This window comes from Arthrobacter rhizophilus (assembly GCF_026241105.1).
In the GTDB taxonomy this organism is placed as follows: Bacteria; Actinomycetota; Actinomycetes; order Actinomycetales; family Micrococcaceae; genus Arthrobacter.
On record NZ_JAPFFT010000056.1, the window covers coordinates 1 to 15,575 of the forward strand.

Consider the following 15,575-nt stretch of genomic DNA (forward strand, 5'->3'; position numbering starts at 1 on the left):
ATGAGAGGAGACTGTTTCATTTTCGCGACTGTCAATCTGTGCGTCTAGTGAGATCTTGGCTTCCTGACGATTGAGCCTGTGACTGTTGGTTGGGAACGGCGGTTGAATCGCAGCTCAGAGTGGCGGTTCTGCTAACCCGTTTGCCGAACGGAGAGGGCGCGGGGCGTAAGCCCGTCGCGGTTGGTTTACCGGGACGAGGTCGCGGGATCAGGGGTGCTGCTGGGCCCGTGAGGCAAGCGACAGCTGTACGCGGCCCGGCGCAAGGTGCGAGTCGAAGGCCGCCGGCGTCGACGTGTGGTCGGGCCGGCGGCCTTCGGAATGTGATGGTGCCTCGGCTTGTCAGCGCTTCACGACGCGGAGGTAGAGGTGGCTGTCGAATTCTCCTCCGGTGTGGACGGTGTGGTTGCCGGCGTCGTGCAGCGGCGCGAAGACGATCTCGAATCGGCCCGGTGTAGCGCTGGATGGGGGTGCCCTTGACGATGGCACGGAGTGTTTCGCCGGGCTCGAACACGACGCTATTAGGCCAGATTTCGATGTCGACCGGCGCCGGTACGCCGTGTACGAGCCAGTCGCGGCTGGCGTGGGAGTGCCAGGGGCGCTCCGGGGTGGAGCGCTCTTCGTCGAGGGCACGGTGGGAGACCCGCAGGCAGCCGAAGCCCATCGGCCCGTCGCCATACATCGGGGAAAACGTGAACGGGACCCTTGACACACCTCAGGAGGGCCATTCCTGACATGGGGCCGTGCTTGCCAGATTAAGCTACACCCCAGCTAGGAAGAGATCGAAGGCATCAATTTCTTCGTCACGGCCAACGAGCTCCGGAGGCCTGACGCCAGAGCCGGGATTGAACGGGTTCAGCGCTGGATCCATGGCTCAATGATACAAACTTCTAACAACTTATAATAACAAGCGCTATATCGTGGTATCTCTTGTTAGCAAGTAAGGTCGCAGTCCGCGATTAAGAGCCAGAGGTCGAAGTCACTGGATCGGTCACGAGGTTGGCGGTCCCGGACGGCCGGCCTTGCCGTGAGGTTTCCTGCGTTTTCGGTCGTTTCTTCTGAGGGCTTATCCGGTGCCTTCCGGGCCTGCTGTCCGTCCACTAAAACACTTGCCTCTAGGATGCGGCAGCTACTGTCGTTGAGTCCGCACATCGGGGAACCATCCACCGTCGGAGGCCGACTATGACTCAGCGGAGCGCAAGGAAGCCTTCGCCGCATCTTTGGCAGGAACTGGCGCCAACGAAACCAAAGTCCCTGGACTCACCGCTACCGAACGCAGCGAGGGCACACACCCCAGCGCCGCCGTCACCATGGGCAAAGGGGCAGTCAAGGCCAGAGCCAGAAATACCCTAACAGGGGCGGCTGTGGGCGCGGAGCGGACCAAGAGCGGCCCGCCGCTAATTCTGTGTGCCCTCTTCTCATGGCATTCCTGCATTCCAGGGTACTTAAGGTCGCCCATGATGCGAGATTCCTGCCACCAGTTTGGAACTGTCGCGCAATTCGCTGCCGCCAGGACCAGCAAGACCGATCGCGCTCTTCCCGTGACTTCCCGCCATCTGACGGGCGCGATGACGGCTTTCGCCAGATCTCACTTGCGTTCGCCCCAGCGCGTGCCCAGACGTGCGAGACGCAATGGCTACCTTGTTTAGATGATGCTCGGCTCTTTATGGGGGCGCTATCACCTATTTCCTGAAGCGGACGGTGATTTCTATTTCAACCGGGGCGTCCAAGGGCAGAGCGGCGACACCCACTGCAGAGCGGGCGTGTGCGCCGATGGCGGGGCCGAAGACCTCTCCGAGGAGTTCGGAGGCCCCGTTGACTACGGCCGGCTGTTGGGTGAACTCGGGGGTGGAGGCTACGAAGCCGACGACTTTTACGATTTGCGTGATCTGTTCGAGGCTGCCGATTGCAGCCTTGATAGCTGCGAGGGCGTTGACGGCGCAGATGGCGGCTTGGTTCTTAGCTTCGTCGACTGTGACCGTCGCGCCGACTTTGCCTGTGACGGCGAGCTTGCCGTTGGTCAGGGGGAGCTGCCCGGATGTGTACACGTGGTCTCCGCTGATTAGAGCCGGGACGTAGGCGCCTACGGGGGCTGCGACTTGAGGTAGATCCAGTCCGAACTCGCGAAGACGGTCCTCGATTCTCAAGTCAGTGGGGTAGGCAGGTGTCATTGTCATGCTGTCTCCTGGGGTTGTGTTACCGGAAATTGGGGCGGGGATGGGTCCTAGTTGTTCCTGCCGCGGGCTGCGACACGCCAGCGATCCACCACCTGTCCGTTGCTGACGAGGGCGATTTCGTCGACGAGGTTTATGGCCACGCATACGTGGTTGGGGATGACTCTCAATAGCTCGCCAAGGGATGGCAGGTCGCTGCCGTCGGGCCAGACGACAGTGGCGTGGTGTTCTGACAGGGCCGTGATGCGGGCTCTGGGGTGGTTCATAACCCGTCCGAAGCCGGTGGCCCAGGCTGGGCGGTCACCGCCGATGATTTTGCTGCCGGCATCCAGGATGACTCTGCGGGGAGTGAGGTCGTCTCCCTCATGGCGGCTGACGACGGTCGCCGCGATAGTCAGGGCGATGTCCTCCATCGTGCATCGCTCGAGTTCGAGCTGCTGGGCATCGCCAAAGACATAGACTCCGGGACGAACTTCTGTGATGGACGAAGTTCCGGTGAGGAACGCTGTGGGAGTAGATCCGCCGCTGACGCGAGCGACGTGGAAGCCGGATGAGGCGAGCAGTTCGCTTGCTTCTCCGAGAGCCTGCTGTTCCTGCTCGGCCGCTTTGAGGGGCATCCCGGGTGCGTAGCTGTGCCCGGGGAAGGTGAAGATGCCAGTGACCCGCAGCCCGGCCCCCGCGGCAGCCCGGGCGACCTGCAGGGCGCGGGCCGGGCTAACTCCGCTTCGGTGGTGGCCGCTGTCGATCTCAACGAGAACTTCGATGTCGTTGGCGGCGTCCCCGAGGTTCGCGGCCAGGGCTTGGGCGGCTTCGACCGAGTCCGTCCCCACTGCGATGCGCGCTCGGGTGCTGAGCAGGCGCAGCCGCTGGCCCTGCCGCGGGTTCACCCAGAGGGGGTATGCGATGAAGATGTCCGTGGCTCCGCGCCCGACGAAGACCTCGGCCTCGCCGATAGTTGCCACGGTAAGTCCTACGGCTCCCGCGGCAAGCTGGAGCGCGGCGATCTCGGGGACCTTGTGGCTCTTGACGTGCGGACGCAACTTCAGGCCCTTGGACTGCACAGCGGCGGCCATCCGTTCGATGTTCCGCCCGAGCACCTCGCGGTCGATCATTATCTCCGGGGTGTTGATGTCCTCTGGGACGCTGGTCATCGGCTTCCTTTCCTATGAGGTGATTGGGTTCTGGTGGTTATCACGTTCTCGAGGTCCTGCGACTGCCATAGATTCTCCGCCACACGACGGCCAGGAGCGCGACCCACAGGGGGAACCAGTCCGAGACCGGCCAGCGCGGACCCCGCGGTGAGGGCCCGCCCTCCCGCCAGCTTCACTGCGCGTCAGCCAAGCAGAACTACAGCACTACTCCTCGCCCGTCGCGTAAAGGAATATTGAGGTGAATTGAGCCCCATGGCTGTGGTTGCGTTGCGGCTCAGGACTTCGCCGACCGAGTCGACGGCCATTCGCCGGAGCGAACCAGCTGACGCACGAGGCGGGTCAACTCCGTTACCACGGCTTCAACTGGTGCTGAAATCCTGGCCGAGCGCTGAAGACCAAGCACGATGGAGCGTGAGATCACGGGCTCGACAAGCGGGGCGCCGCTGAAGATGCCCCGCCGCACTTCAGATATCACCGCTGCGGGCGGAAGTATCGTCCAGCCGTGTCCAGCGAGCACCATTTGCTTCTGCACATGGAGCGAATCAGTCTCGATGCTGATGGTCGGCATTCGTTCAGCGCCTGAGCGCGTCTCATTAATCAGTCCCCGGAGGCACGCTGAGCGGGCTTGGTCTATGAGGCCTCGGAGGCCATGCCCTGCGATTGGGAGTACGAGTGTTTGCTCGAAAACCGTATTCCAAGTGACGGATGGGTGAAGGTCTAGACCGGCATCCGGAGGGGCGATGGCCCACAATTGCTCCTTGACGAGAGGGTAAATTGCCAGCGAACGTGTGTCGCCGAGATTGTAGAGAAGGGAGACATCCACATCCCCGGAGTCCAGCCATTGTTGGAGACTCCCCGAATAGGCAGTGAGGATCCGCAGCTGGATTCCAGGATGGCTCTTACTCATGACTGCGACCAACTGCTCTGGAATCAGGTCGATCAGGCTCTCAAGCACTCCCACCGAGACGATTCCGGTAATTCGGCCAGACTTCGGACGGACCTCGGCGACCGCTCGATTAAGCTCCAGGAGCGCTCGTCTGGCCCTCTCCACCATGACTTCACCCATCGGGGTGGTAACCATGCCTTGCTGAGTCCGTTCGAATAGCGGGACGCCGAGCTCGTCCTCGAGGGTGCGGATCTGTCGGCTGACCGCCGGCTGGACGAGGTGAAGCAGTCGGGCTGCGCGAGTCACGCTGCCCACCTCGGCAACGGTCACGAGTGCAGTCAGCTGCTTAATGTCCACTTCTACCCTCCGCATCAAGCGCCCCCGGGGTCATCATGAACCGGCAGACTACAGGGCTATGCATCAATTGCCATCATAGCCAGGGCGCCAACTCAATGGGAGGCGCGTTCTCGAACCGCGGTGGCACGCTCCAAGACACGACGACCGTGGATACGGCGTTCCTCAAAGCTTGTTTGCCCAAGATCAAACCCGATTGAACTCTGCATGACTCTGAGGAACTCGGGAACACGAAGGTCGGGGTGATGCGCTAACCACTCTCGCTGATAGAAGGGCATATCGAACTGGGCATGATGAACATCCAGTACAGCGATAGTCCTCGGGTCGGGGTATGCCAGCAGCCGCTCCCAGTTGACGGCCCCGTGCCCTAGAGGACACAGTCGACGGGAAGCGCCATCCCTGGTTCGCGCAACCCAGCAGTCGTCGAGGTAAAGGGTGTTGACTCGAACGGCCACACGGTCGAACGCCGCTGTGGGGTCCTCCAGCCTCGTCACGACATTGACAGGGCTAAAGCCGACCTGCAGTGCTTCCCGCCCGACCGAGGCGCAAAGGGAAGCCAGCTCGAAGGTTGTCATTTCCTCGTGGGTACGCATGACCACAGTGCTCTCGGCCCTATCGACCAATTCACGCAGCGGCCCCACAGCAGTCTTAAGCTGCTCTGGCCAGGTCGGCGAGGCTAGGAATCTATCGTCCATGATCCCGAATGTCACATGGTAGCCCACGATGCCGAGGGTTGTGCCGGCCTCCAACGCGGCTCCGACCTCGCGGTGGTCGTACCGGTCCGGGTGGAACGACCCGAGGTCTGCCTGTAGCTGCACAGCGAGCCGGCTTGCCTCGGCACGGATCGCCCTCAGCTCTCCTCGGTCAAGGGACGGGCTTGCCTGGCGCACTGATGTCAGTACAAGCACCTTGCAGCCAAGCGCGGCGACATCCCTGATCGCCGATACAACCGCATCTGGACCACTGGCCCCCGACAATGCCGGCACATCGCGAGCCTTGATTCCCCATGCCAGGCCGCTGTGGGCGAGGACTTCAGCTAGTAAAACGCCCCGGTCGGTCAGTGTGTTGTCGGAATTGGGGTCAAAAGGCGCCGTTCGGTTTGGCCCAAGCGGGCTCATTTGGTTCCTTCCAGTGAACCGATCTCGTCCAGCACGGTGTGGAGGTGCTCGAGTGACTGCCCGATCCACGCCCAGGCTTCCTCGAGGTCGTAGGGGCGTTGGTCGAATTCTTCCCAGGACCCCGCCGAGCCTTCCGCTACCCTGTCGGCGAAGCGTTGTACGAGGGACAGGTAATCGGCGAGCTCCGGCACGGTGAGATCGGGGTGTCCCGCAATCCACTCTGGGTCGTATAGCGCGATGGGTGTGGCAGGACGCTCGAAGTTGGGGCGAGGTCCACCTGTTGACTCCGCGGCTTCCAGCGATAGGTTAAGGTCCGGGTTAACCGCCATCAGGATCGGCAGCACGGCCCTCAAATCGACGACACCGTGGCCAAGGGGTCTGCTCTGCCGGAGAAGTCCCTTTGGGTCGAAGAATAGGGCGAAGTCCTTCAGATGAGTCTGACGGACATATGGAGCGACTCGCTGCGCTACCAATGTGGGGTGCTCCGCCCGGTGCAGCGGATTTCCCGTGTCGAAGGTAATGCCCATGACGTCGGGACCAATGGCTTCAACCAGCCTGACAAGCTCGAATGACGTGATCTCTTCATGGGTCTCGGCATTGAGATGTACGCCTAGATCGCGTGCAATGGGAGCGAGCTTCTGGAGGAACTTCTCGATTGCCACTAACTGATCAGACCATGACACATCGGTCCGGAAGCGGTCGTACGCGAGACGGCCACCGTATCGCTTTAGCCCTGCGGTCGAGACCCAGAGCTCGGTGATGCCGATGGCGGCCGCCGCTTCCATCATGCGGCGGAAGCCTAGGAGGGTGTCGCCATCACCAAGCGCCCGGACCTCGGGCGTCTCCGGTAAGGCATAGGTGTTGACCTTGCCTAGGCCCGATTCGAGATACATGCCATGGCCGTCGATGCGTGCGCGGATTTCCCTTAGTTGACCGGGATCCAGAGTGGGGCTCATGTCCAGCATCGTCCTAAAGAACAACCCTTCGAGACCGCGCCTGGCCGCCTCATCGACTTGCTCGGCCGCGCTCATCTTTGTCGGCCAGGGGGCGTGGCGGGCGTCACTGCCAATGCGCATGGAGATCTCCTTAAAGCGAAACGAGCGGAATTCAGATAAACCTTCCGGCATCACGGCCGGTCGGACCGCGCAGGTGGTAAAGGAACCTATTCCCCGGCGGCAAAAACTAGAGCCTGCATTCGAAGTATGGATCCACGAATGCATACGGTCAAAGAATGAATTTGGATAGGGATATCAGTGTTTGTTATGCAGTCCTTTAGTACGTAGGCGTAGCCAAGATGCGCATCACTGCTTGGCATAGCCTTATCAAAAATAGTCATTTGTGCTATGGCATTTGAGGTCACATGATGAGTACTGAGCGACTCGACCTCGCAGAAACTTGAATCGGACCCTGAACGAAACCCTCGCCGTATCGGACGATGCAGTCCCTCCCGGCGAAGTTGCATATTTCGACCTTTCGCGAACCTTCCCAGGAGGCAACAGATGTCACATGTAAACACCAACATCAGCAGGCGTTCGGTAATTATTGCCTCCGGCTCGCTTGCGCTGCTCGCGGCCGGATGCTCAAAATCCACCAGTGGACCACCAATAACAGCGGTTGCGGCAAAGGGGCCGGGCCCTGGTCACTACAAGATGGATCTCGGCAGATACACGGGTCCCGAGCTGAGCACCGAGCAGATCACGCTTCGTCTTATGAGGCAGAACTGGAACGGGGCCGCGGATAAGATTTTCGATGCGCAGGTAGCCGCATTCCAGACCGCCTATCCCAACATTAGTGTCAAGCAGGAACTGGTTCCCTACGGGGATTTGAGCCAGAAGCTGAGCACTTCGTTTGCGGCAAACTCCGCCCCAGACATCGCGATCGGGCAGAGCGCGCTCATTCCGTCGTACGTCTATGGGCAAATGGCCGTGCCCGTCGGGGACTTCATGACCGAGGACTTTGCCGCAGACATGTACCCCGATCTTGCGCAAGCCGTGTCCACCGGCGGACATATGTATGGCATCCCGCTCAATTACAGTGCCACCATGGGCATCCTCTACAACAAGGAGTTGTTCAAAAGCGCTGGCATCACACCTCCGCCCGAGTCGACCAACGTCCAGGACGGGTGGACCCTTGATCAGTGGTTCGAAACATGGGACAAGCTGCGCAGCTGGATGGACAGGACCGACCAGAAATCGATGTACCCGATTGCTCCGTCGGTGTATGGCAATGGTGGGCCAGGTTCGAACTACCAGCAAGTTGAGCAGACCTGGATCAGGATGCTCGGCTCGCCGGATGCGCCAAAGAACTCCGATGAGTACAAGGCGTTCGCCGGGATCAGCGATGACGGGCGAACGGTGTCCGGGTATGTCAACAACGCGTTGGCGGTTGAGGGGATGCGCAATTACCAGACATTGTTCACTAAGCGATGGTCGCCGACTGGGAACCAGCCGAACATGTTCGAGTCCGGTCAGGCGGCCACGCGGTTCGGCGGGATTATCCGCCCCTTGAAGTTTGCGCAGGGTGTCACACCCTTGCCCCGAGGTAAGGTCATGGCCTGCTCGAACGCCACGGACACCTTCATCGTGACGACGCAGAGCAAGCATCCGGCTGAGGCGGCGGCGTTATTAGCGGCACTCAATACCGTCGACGTCCTGACCAAATGGAATGCAGTGTACATCCACGTGCCGGCCTTCAAATCGGTGACGCAGAATCTTCCGCCCGAGATTAGAACGACACCCGATTTCCAGCTGGGCGTGGCGATGGACAACCATGCTTACGCGCCCCCCAGCACGCCAGCTTGGGCCGAATACAACAACCTGATGAACCAGGCGGGACGCAATATCGCTCTGGGCGCTGACGTTTCGAAGACGCTGAACGATACTGCCGCTTCCATAAACCAGCAACTAGCGAAGTACGGTAAGTAATGTCTGCCACGCCTCAGGCGGTCATGCGGAGTTCCGCACCGCGGACTGAACATCAGAAAGTACAGAAGCCGCAGCATCACGGTGCACCTCGCTGGAGCAGGCTCCAGGGGCGCTGGGGTTACCTGATGGTAGCTGTAAGCACGCTCGGCGTCGCACTGTTCCAATTGGCTCCCCTCTTTTGGGCCATGAGCGAGAGCCTGCAGAAGTTCAATCCGGTCACCCACCAGTCAATAGGTTTCGTAGGTTCCGATAACTTCGACGCGATCTTCCAGGACCCCGCATTCTGGCAGTCGGTTACTAACACCTTCCTGTACTCCGTTGGGACGACGTTGGTCGAGATTGTTCTCGGACTTGCCATCGCCCTCCTGCTGGATAGATCACTACCCGTTACTTCTGTCGCACGGACAGCGGTGATCGCCGCGTTGGCTCTATCGGAGTCGGTGACCGCACTCCTGTGGGTCACGATGCTCGACAAGGACACCGGTATAGTCAACGGGCTCCTCGGCGCCGTGGGGATCTCCCCCGTCGGATGGCTCACCACCGCTCCGGCAGCATTCATCTCGGTCTCCATGGTTACTGTCTGGCACGAGGTGGGCCTGGTCGTTCTCATCTATCTCGCAGGTTTACAAAATCTCGACGACGAGCTCTACGATGCCGCGTCGGTGGACGGAGCGGGCAGTCTAAGAAAGTTCTATTACCTGACGCTTCCGATGCTACGGCGCAGCACGGTACTGGCCGTGTTTATAGCCACCATCACATCGGTTCGGATCTTCACACCGATCCTCATCATGACCGTCGGCGGTCCCGACGGGACGTCGCAGAACTTGATCCACTACATCTACGCACAGGGCATGCAGAACCTGGACTACGGCCTCGCCTCGGCAGCGACGGTATGTCTCGTCGTGGTGCTGATCGCCGTAACGGCCCTTCAATCCGTGCTCCTCCGAGGAAGGTCGAAATCGTGAGCGCATCTTTGACACAGCAGAAATTGAGTAGCGCCTCCGGGCGCGGCCGGAGGCGCTACTCCGGCGGGCACCCGGCCCGCGTCATCGGCTTATGCCTCGTCACGCTCCTGTTCGGAGCGCCCATTGTCTGGATGGTCGTCATGTCGTTCAAGGCAACGCCGGAGATTCTCGCCGACGCGATGCCCTTGAGCTGGCGTAGTGTCGTGCCGCAGCACGCCACGTTCGAGAACTACGTGTCAATCCTGACAAATTTCGCCTTCGGCCGGAACCTCATTAACTCGGCCGTGATCACGGTTTGTCAGGTCATCGGATCGGTGGTGACGGCAACAATTTCCGGCTATGCATTTGCCCGCATGGAGTTCAGAGGCCGCAATGTGCTGTTCCTGATCTGTCTGTCGGCAGCCTTCGTTCCAATCGAGGCGATCTTTCTTCCGGAATTCCGCCTCGTGTCGGCACTTGGCTTTGACAATAGCTACCTCGGCGTTTTCCTGCCCTTCATGTATAGCCCGTTCGCGATATTTCTCATGCGACAGTCCTTTCTCGAACTGCCGAAGTCGATGTTCGAGGCAGCAAGTCTGGACGGATTGGGTGTGTGGCGTTCGTTTGTCCGGGTGGGTCTGCCGAACGTCAAAGCGCCACTGGTTACGGTCACACTGGTTCAGTTCATCTGGGCCTGGAACTCCTACATCTGGCCTCTCGTCATCGTTCAGGACCCGGGGCTGCAGACCGCGCAGGTGGCGGCGGCTTACTTCAAGTCCGTACCGAACCAACCAATGAACGGTGAGCTTATGGCAGCTTTGTCTCTCACCTGCATTCCGTTGCTTGTACTGGCCATCATTCTTCAGAAGTACTACGTCCGCGGCCTCGTCATGTCTGGCAGTAAGGGCTAAGAGAGCCTTCCCTCAGAGACCCATACATCATCAGAACATGCTGAAAGGCAGCACATGGAACTAACTATCCGCCAGGTCCGGCCTTGGGGGGGCCGGATGTGTGATGTCTCTGTTTCAGACGGACACATTCGTAGTGTTGAACCACATGACCCGGACGCTCATCAGTCCGGTGAGGTTGTTGAGGGCAGGGGACGGCTTCTGCTGCCTTCGTTCTCCGATGTGCACGTCCATCTGGATTCGACGCGTCTCGGCCTACCCTTCCGGCCCCATAGCGCTGGGCCTGACTTCTGGGACTTGGTCATGAATGACCGTAACAACTGGCGAAGCGCCGAGTGGCCGGTGGAACGCCGGGCAACACATACCCTAGGCCTGATGATCGCCCGTGGCGTTACTCGCGCTCGGACCTATGCCTGGATCGATGCCGAATGCGGGCTCGAGAGGTTCGAGGGGGTTGCTGCGGCGAGGGAGGCCCATTCGGACCGCTGTGACGTCCAAATCGTTGCCTTCCCCCAAGCGGGTCTGCTGCGCGAGGATGGCGTCGTTCCGCTGATAGAGGAAGCGCTGCGCAACGGCGCCGACGTCATCGGTGGCATCGACCCCTGCCTCTTGGACCGGGACCCAGTCCGTCATCTGGACATCGTTTTCGGTCTGGCCGAAAAGTTCCAAGTCCCCGTAGACATCCACCTTCATGAGCCTGGCGAACTCGGCGTCTACTCCACGGATTTGATCCTTGAGCGCACCAAGGCGTGCGGCATGCAGGGCAACGTGACGATCGCGCACGCCTATGCCCTTGGTGGAGTCTCTGAAGTGACTTCACGAAGGCTGATAGAGGAACTCGCGGAACTGGACGTCTCCATGACGACACGGGCGCCGTCTGTCGACACATGCCTTCCCCTCGCTGAACTTACTAGTGCGGGGGTCCGAGTCGGGCTCGGCGAGGACGGCCAGCGGGACTACTGGATGCCCTACGGGAACGCCGACATGCTCGATCGGACCTGGATGTTGGCCTTTACGAATGGATATCGCCAGGACGAACTGATAGAACACTGCCTCGCCGTTGCGACGATTGGTGGCGCAGCGGTCCTCGATCCGACTGGGATCCGCCTTAAAGGCACTGCGGACCGCCCGGGTTTGGAAGTCGGCGATGTGGCCGAACTGATAATCGTCGAAGGTGAGACTGTCACCTCCGCGGTGATGGATCGCTCACCTGACCGCACGGTTCTGCACGCTGGCCGCGTTGTCGCCGACGGCCTGGAGATCCTGTAGCGCCACCGTGCAATCAGAGGTTTTACAGGGGATCGGCATGTCCTACTCGACATGACTTCAAGCAGAAAAGGTAAGGAATGCGAACACGTGTTACGGCGGCCTACGTCCTTGGGCATCGCCAAGGACGCCATGTGATGCTACACAATGCCGAGGTGGTGTACGAAGGCGATCGAGTGGTTTTTGTCGGCCACGGCGGCGGTCAGTCTGTCGACACGACGATCGACCTCGGGGAGTCTCTTGTCATGCCTGGTCTGATCGACCTTGACGCCCTTACTGATATCGACCACATGCTTCTCGACTCATGGGGTTCTCCAGATCAGCTCGATGGCCTTCTGTGGTCCGAGAGCTACTTCCAGGACCGACGGCGAGATGTGTTCAGTTTCGAGGAAAGACTTGAGCTCCGCGAGTACGCCCTGGTTCAGCTCGCCCTCCACGGTGTCACCACATATATGCCGATTGCCGACGAAACCCACAGTGCATGGGCAGAGACCTACGAGGAGCTCGCCAGTGTGGCGGACCTCTCCCGTGGGCTTGGGTTACGCGCCTACCTCGGTCCGTCGTATCGCTCAGGCGTGAACGTCATCCGGGCCGATGGTGTCCAGGAAGTCCGTTTTAACGAAGACCTCGGCCGGGCCAGCCTCGCCGACGCCATCCGCTTCCTCGACTACTGCGCGGAACTAGCCGACCCACTAGTGAACGGCGCCCTTCTGCCCTGTCGTATCGAGACCCTTACCGAGGAGATCATGAGAACGACGGCCCAGGTGTCCGCAGAACGCGGGGTCCCAGTGCGGCTTCACGCTCTGCAAAGTCTGGTCGAACTTCGACTGGTTCAGGAACAGTACGGCGAGAGTCCGCTCCAGCTGCTCCATCGGAACGGGCTATTGAACGAGAGGCTCCTCATTCCGCATGGGCTGTACACCGATCGGAACCGGCTCGTTTATGGAGAGGATCGGGGCGACCTCGCTCGCCTTGCTGCCTCAGGAGCTTCTGTGGTGCACTGCCCGCTTACGTCGCTGCGCCGCGGCAAGGTTCTCGAGTCGTTCGGTGCTTACCTCGACGCAGGCGTTAACATCTGCCTTGGCACCGATTCCTTCCCTCCGGACCTGATACGAGGGATGGACGTCGGCGTACATCTCGCCAAGTATGTCGACGGACGCGCCGACGCGGCGCCGGTAGAACGCTACGTAGAGGCAGCAACCCTGGGAGGCGCCAAGGCACTGCGTCGAGAGGACCTCGGGCGGCTGGAGGCCGGTGCCCAAGCAGATCTTGTCGCTTTCCGCCTTGACGACCTTCGGGATGGTGTGCACGACGATCCCATCCGAACGCTGGTATTGAACGGCACTGCGCGACAAGTCATTCACTCCGTCGTCGCCGGTAGGACAGTGGTTCAAGATGGAGTCGTCCCCGGGATCGATATGAGGCGCTTGCGTGCTCGGGCTCAGGGTTTGTTCGAAAAAATGAAGTCAGCATACGCAGAACGTGACTACCGCCATCGAACTGCGGCCGAGCTCTTTCCCGCCACATTTCCGGAGGTCTAACAGCTCCGAAGTCCCCCATTCGAGCGCTATGGGGAACTTTGGTCACCAGTTCCCGCGCCAGAGACAGCATCAGGGATCTACTGAAGTGTTTCCGCTGCCTGGGCTGTGATGGCATCACAGACACACTCCTCCTCGTCTCGGATGAGAAGACGGACGCCGTTGCCCAACGCTAGGAAACTTCTTGCAAGCATTGACGGAAACCAAGCCATGGGAGCTGGATCGCCCGGCAACCACCAACAGAAAGATTGTGAGCAAGACATGAGTGAGAAACCCCGCGAGGTCGAGCTGCTTATCAGCAACGCGACAGTCCTAACCATGGATGCCGATCGCAATGTGTTTAGTCCGGGGGCCATCGCCATCGATGGTGACCGCATCGTCGCAGTCGGCTCTGATACAGAGCTTCGAGCGACGTACGCGGCCCGGTCAGTGATCGACGCGAGCGGCCAGATCGCTATTCCCGGGCTGATCGACTGCCACGGACAGAGCGGGCACGCGCTCACCCGCGGTTGGTACGAAGGCATCCCCATGGACGGCTGGCAGAGCACCTTCGCCAACTTCTATCGCACTCATGCGACGGAGTCTTTCTGGTACGCCGACGGTCTACTTGCCGCCACCGAACGAGCACTCGCCGGCGTCACTACGAGCCTGTCCTACCCGGGCTCAACACCCTGCCTGAACGAGTTACACGCCGTCCAAGCAGGAATCCGGGCTTACCGGCAAGTGGGCCTCCGCCACGTCGCCGCTGTTGGACCCGGTCCTGGTCCGTGGCCGCATGTCTACGGCGGGCCGCACGGCACGGCAAAGCTCTCGCTCGCAGACGAGCTCGAGCTCACGAGAATAGCCGTTGCCGAGTTCTCGACAGACGATCTTATGTGCATGGTGCTGCCTGCTCCGGCGAACCTCACCATGGATCCCGCGGGTGTGGCCGGAGACGAGGTCCATCCGGACAGCCCGATCGTGTGGGAGTACATTGCGAGACTCGCCAAGGAATACGAGGTGCCGATTCATGCGCGAGCGTTCCGTGGAATGGTCACCCAAGCCGTCCAGTTTGTCCCTGAAATCGTCGGGCCGCAGCTGCTACTGGCCCATTGCACCACCCAAACTCGGACTGACAGGGATTTGATCGGCGCTCATCATTGTTCCGTTGCCCATGGTCATTACACCTACGAGAACGCCAAGTCCCCCTGCCACGTAGTCGAAATGCTAGACGGGGGCGCGAACGTCGTCCTCGCAACCGGTGGTACAGGACCCAATCGATCCCTGGACTTGCTAGCCCACGTTCATGCGGCTATGCAGTCGCAGCGGATTCAAGAGGGCGACGTGCAAGTGCTGCCCGCCGCCAAAGCACTTGCTATGGTCACGATCGACGCCGCCAAGGCACTCGGGTTAGGTGAGGAGATCGGATCGCTGGTACCAGGCAAGAAGGCCGACATCGTGATCGTCGACGGGCGAGCTCCACACTTACAACCTTTCCTGTCGGAGCTGGCCCTTCACCGCCTGATCTACGCCGCCAACGGCGGTGATGTATCTACCGTCATCGTAGATGGACGAATAGTCGTTCGTGACCGTCAGCTGCTCACGGTGGACGTTGTTGAAACCACTGCTCGCGCTACCGAGGAGAGTTATGCGGCAATCGACCGATCCGGTCTGACGGATCCTCTGCTTATGCCCGTAGACTCGTGGACCTCAATTCGCGTCTGACCACTTGGAACGTCCATTGCCAGACGAGGTTGGGCTCCGCCAGCGGGCCCGTCGTGCAGGAATCCGCTGACGTCCGGTGAAGACCGATGGCACCGGAACACGTGCCGACGGTCCACTTGAGTGGCACAGTTTCTGGGCACAACCCATGGGCCAACGTGCGCCTGAGCGGCCACTTCGAACATTCCTGGTTCGCCGGCTCTCGCGAGAAAGACTCCGGATACTGAAGGCGCCAACCGCCAGCTGGCCCGATAATTGAGGCCTCAAAACAGACGGTGGCCACCAATAGCCTTACGGGCAGGACGGGTGCCCGGGGAAGCTAAGTCCTTTAGACAAACTCCGATCATTTTTAAAGACACCCTCATACCCGTGCCAGCAGTCGGAAGACTGCCCGCAGGCTGCTGGTCACGGATTAATCGAAAGAACTCATGCCTTGGGCCTTTAAGGACACTGCATGTCCAGAATTAGGGCCCAACATCGACCCCCTAGCAGAGTGATGCGCGCTATGAAGGATGCCTGGCAGTTCTTGGAGCACGCCGACGTCTGCACGGGCAACATTCGTTCCCTCGGATGTTTTCCGGAACTTTACCCGCCTGAAGAGCTCCTCTTGCCCA

12 protein-coding genes and 1 pseudogene are annotated in these 15,575 nt (G+C 60.4%); 6 read left to right on the forward strand and 7 right to left on the reverse strand.

Annotated features, from left to right (window positions below):
• Positions 1-339: 339 nt before the first annotated feature.
• The 7 genes and pseudogenes from OOZ51_RS21915 to OOZ51_RS21940 form a co-directional block, all read right to left on the reverse strand.
• Complete coding sequence (locus tag OOZ51_RS21915) at positions 340-486, reverse strand: hypothetical protein (protein WP_265982065.1); 147 nt, start codon at positions 484-486, stop codon at positions 340-342.
• A gap of 31 nt (positions 487-517) precedes the next feature.
• Positions 518-679, reverse strand: a pseudogene (locus tag OOZ51_RS22585) (hypothetical protein); the annotation flags it as partial.
• A gap of 1,000 nt (positions 680-1,679) precedes the next feature.
• Entirely contained in the window at positions 1,680-2,174 is a 495-nt protein-coding gene (locus OOZ51_RS21920) for a RidA family protein (protein ID WP_265982066.1), read from the reverse strand.
• Positions 2,175-2,221: 47 nt separating this feature from the next.
• Positions 2,222-3,322, reverse strand: a complete 1,101-nt coding sequence (locus OOZ51_RS21925; protein ID WP_265982067.1) for a D-TA family PLP-dependent enzyme — start codon at positions 3,320-3,322, stop codon at positions 2,222-2,224.
• 274 nt (positions 3,323-3,596) lie between these two features.
• Positions 3,597-4,565, reverse strand: a complete 969-nt coding sequence (locus OOZ51_RS21930; RefSeq protein WP_265982068.1) for a LysR family transcriptional regulator — start codon at positions 4,563-4,565, stop codon at positions 3,597-3,599.
• Positions 4,566-4,657: 92 nt separating this feature from the next.
• Complete coding sequence (locus tag OOZ51_RS21935; protein WP_265982069.1) at positions 4,658-5,680, reverse strand: hypothetical protein; 1,023 nt, start codon at positions 5,678-5,680, stop codon at positions 4,658-4,660.
• The gene (locus OOZ51_RS21940) at positions 5,677-6,756 is read right to left on the reverse strand and encodes a sugar phosphate isomerase/epimerase family protein (protein ID WP_265982070.1); all 1,080 of its coding nucleotides are present in this window, start codon (positions 6,754-6,756) and stop codon (positions 5,677-5,679) included. The genes OOZ51_RS21935 and OOZ51_RS21940 overlap by 4 nt, the downstream gene beginning before the upstream one ends.
• A 423-nt stretch (positions 6,757-7,179) precedes the next feature.
• Here OOZ51_RS21940 and OOZ51_RS21945 point away from each other — a divergent pair, with 423 nt between their 5' ends.
• From OOZ51_RS21945 to OOZ51_RS21970, 6 genes are all read left to right on the forward strand, one after another.
• Positions 7,180-8,604 carry an ABC transporter substrate-binding protein gene (locus OOZ51_RS21945; protein ID WP_265982071.1) on the forward strand — a complete coding sequence of 475 codons (1,425 nt, stop codon included), beginning with the start codon at positions 7,180-7,182 and terminating at the stop codon, positions 8,602-8,604.
• 125 nt (positions 8,605-8,729) lie between these two features.
• Positions 8,730-9,569 (forward strand): carbohydrate ABC transporter permease, encoded by an 840-nt coding sequence (locus tag OOZ51_RS21950; RefSeq protein ID WP_265982073.1) that lies wholly within the window; start codon positions 8,730-8,732, stop codon positions 9,567-9,569.
• Positions 9,566-10,459, forward strand: a complete 894-nt coding sequence (locus OOZ51_RS21955) for a carbohydrate ABC transporter permease (RefSeq protein WP_265982074.1) — start codon at positions 9,566-9,568, stop codon at positions 10,457-10,459. Before OOZ51_RS21950 ends, OOZ51_RS21955 begins: the two co-directional genes overlap by 4 nt.
• Positions 10,460-10,513: 54 nt before the next feature.
• Positions 10,514-11,725, forward strand: coding sequence for an amidohydrolase (locus tag OOZ51_RS21960; protein WP_265982075.1), 1,212 nt, complete (start codon positions 10,514-10,516; stop codon positions 11,723-11,725).
• A 77-nt stretch (positions 11,726-11,802) separates the two neighbouring features.
• Complete coding sequence (locus tag OOZ51_RS21965) at positions 11,803-13,263, forward strand: chlorohydrolase family protein (protein ID WP_265982076.1); 1,461 nt, start codon at positions 11,803-11,805, stop codon at positions 13,261-13,263.
• Between the two features lie 258 nt (positions 13,264-13,521).
• Complete coding sequence (locus tag OOZ51_RS21970; RefSeq protein ID WP_265982077.1) at positions 13,522-14,964, forward strand: amidohydrolase family protein; 1,443 nt, start codon at positions 13,522-13,524, stop codon at positions 14,962-14,964.
• The last annotated feature ends 611 nt before the right edge of the window (positions 14,965-15,575 follow it).

Coding starts and splice junctions, on each gene's coding strand:
- OOZ51_RS21920 (WP_265982066.1), bottom strand. CDS start 2,174: ATGACAATGACACCTGCCTACCCCACTGACTTGAGAATCGAGGACCGT.
- OOZ51_RS21925 (WP_265982067.1), bottom strand. CDS start 3,322: ATGACCAGCGTCCCAGAGGACATCAACACCCCGGAGATAATGATCGAC.
- OOZ51_RS21935 (WP_265982069.1), bottom strand. CDS start 5,680: ATGAGCCCGCTTGGGCCAAACCGAACGGCGCCTTTTGACCCCAATTCC.
- OOZ51_RS21940 (WP_265982070.1), bottom strand. CDS start 6,756: ATGCGCATTGGCAGTGACGCCCGCCACGCCCCCTGGCCGACAAAGATG.
- OOZ51_RS21945 (WP_265982071.1), top strand. CDS start 7,180: ATGTCACATGTAAACACCAACATCAGCAGGCGTTCGGTAATTATTGCC.
- OOZ51_RS21950 (WP_265982073.1), top strand. CDS start 8,730: ATGGTAGCTGTAAGCACGCTCGGCGTCGCACTGTTCCAATTGGCTCCC.
- OOZ51_RS21960 (WP_265982075.1), top strand. CDS start 10,514: ATGGAACTAACTATCCGCCAGGTCCGGCCTTGGGGGGGCCGGATGTGT.
- OOZ51_RS21965 (WP_265982076.1), top strand. CDS start 11,803: ATGCGAACACGTGTTACGGCGGCCTACGTCCTTGGGCATCGCCAAGGA.
- OOZ51_RS21970 (WP_265982077.1), top strand. CDS start 13,522: ATGAGTGAGAAACCCCGCGAGGTCGAGCTGCTTATCAGCAACGCGACA.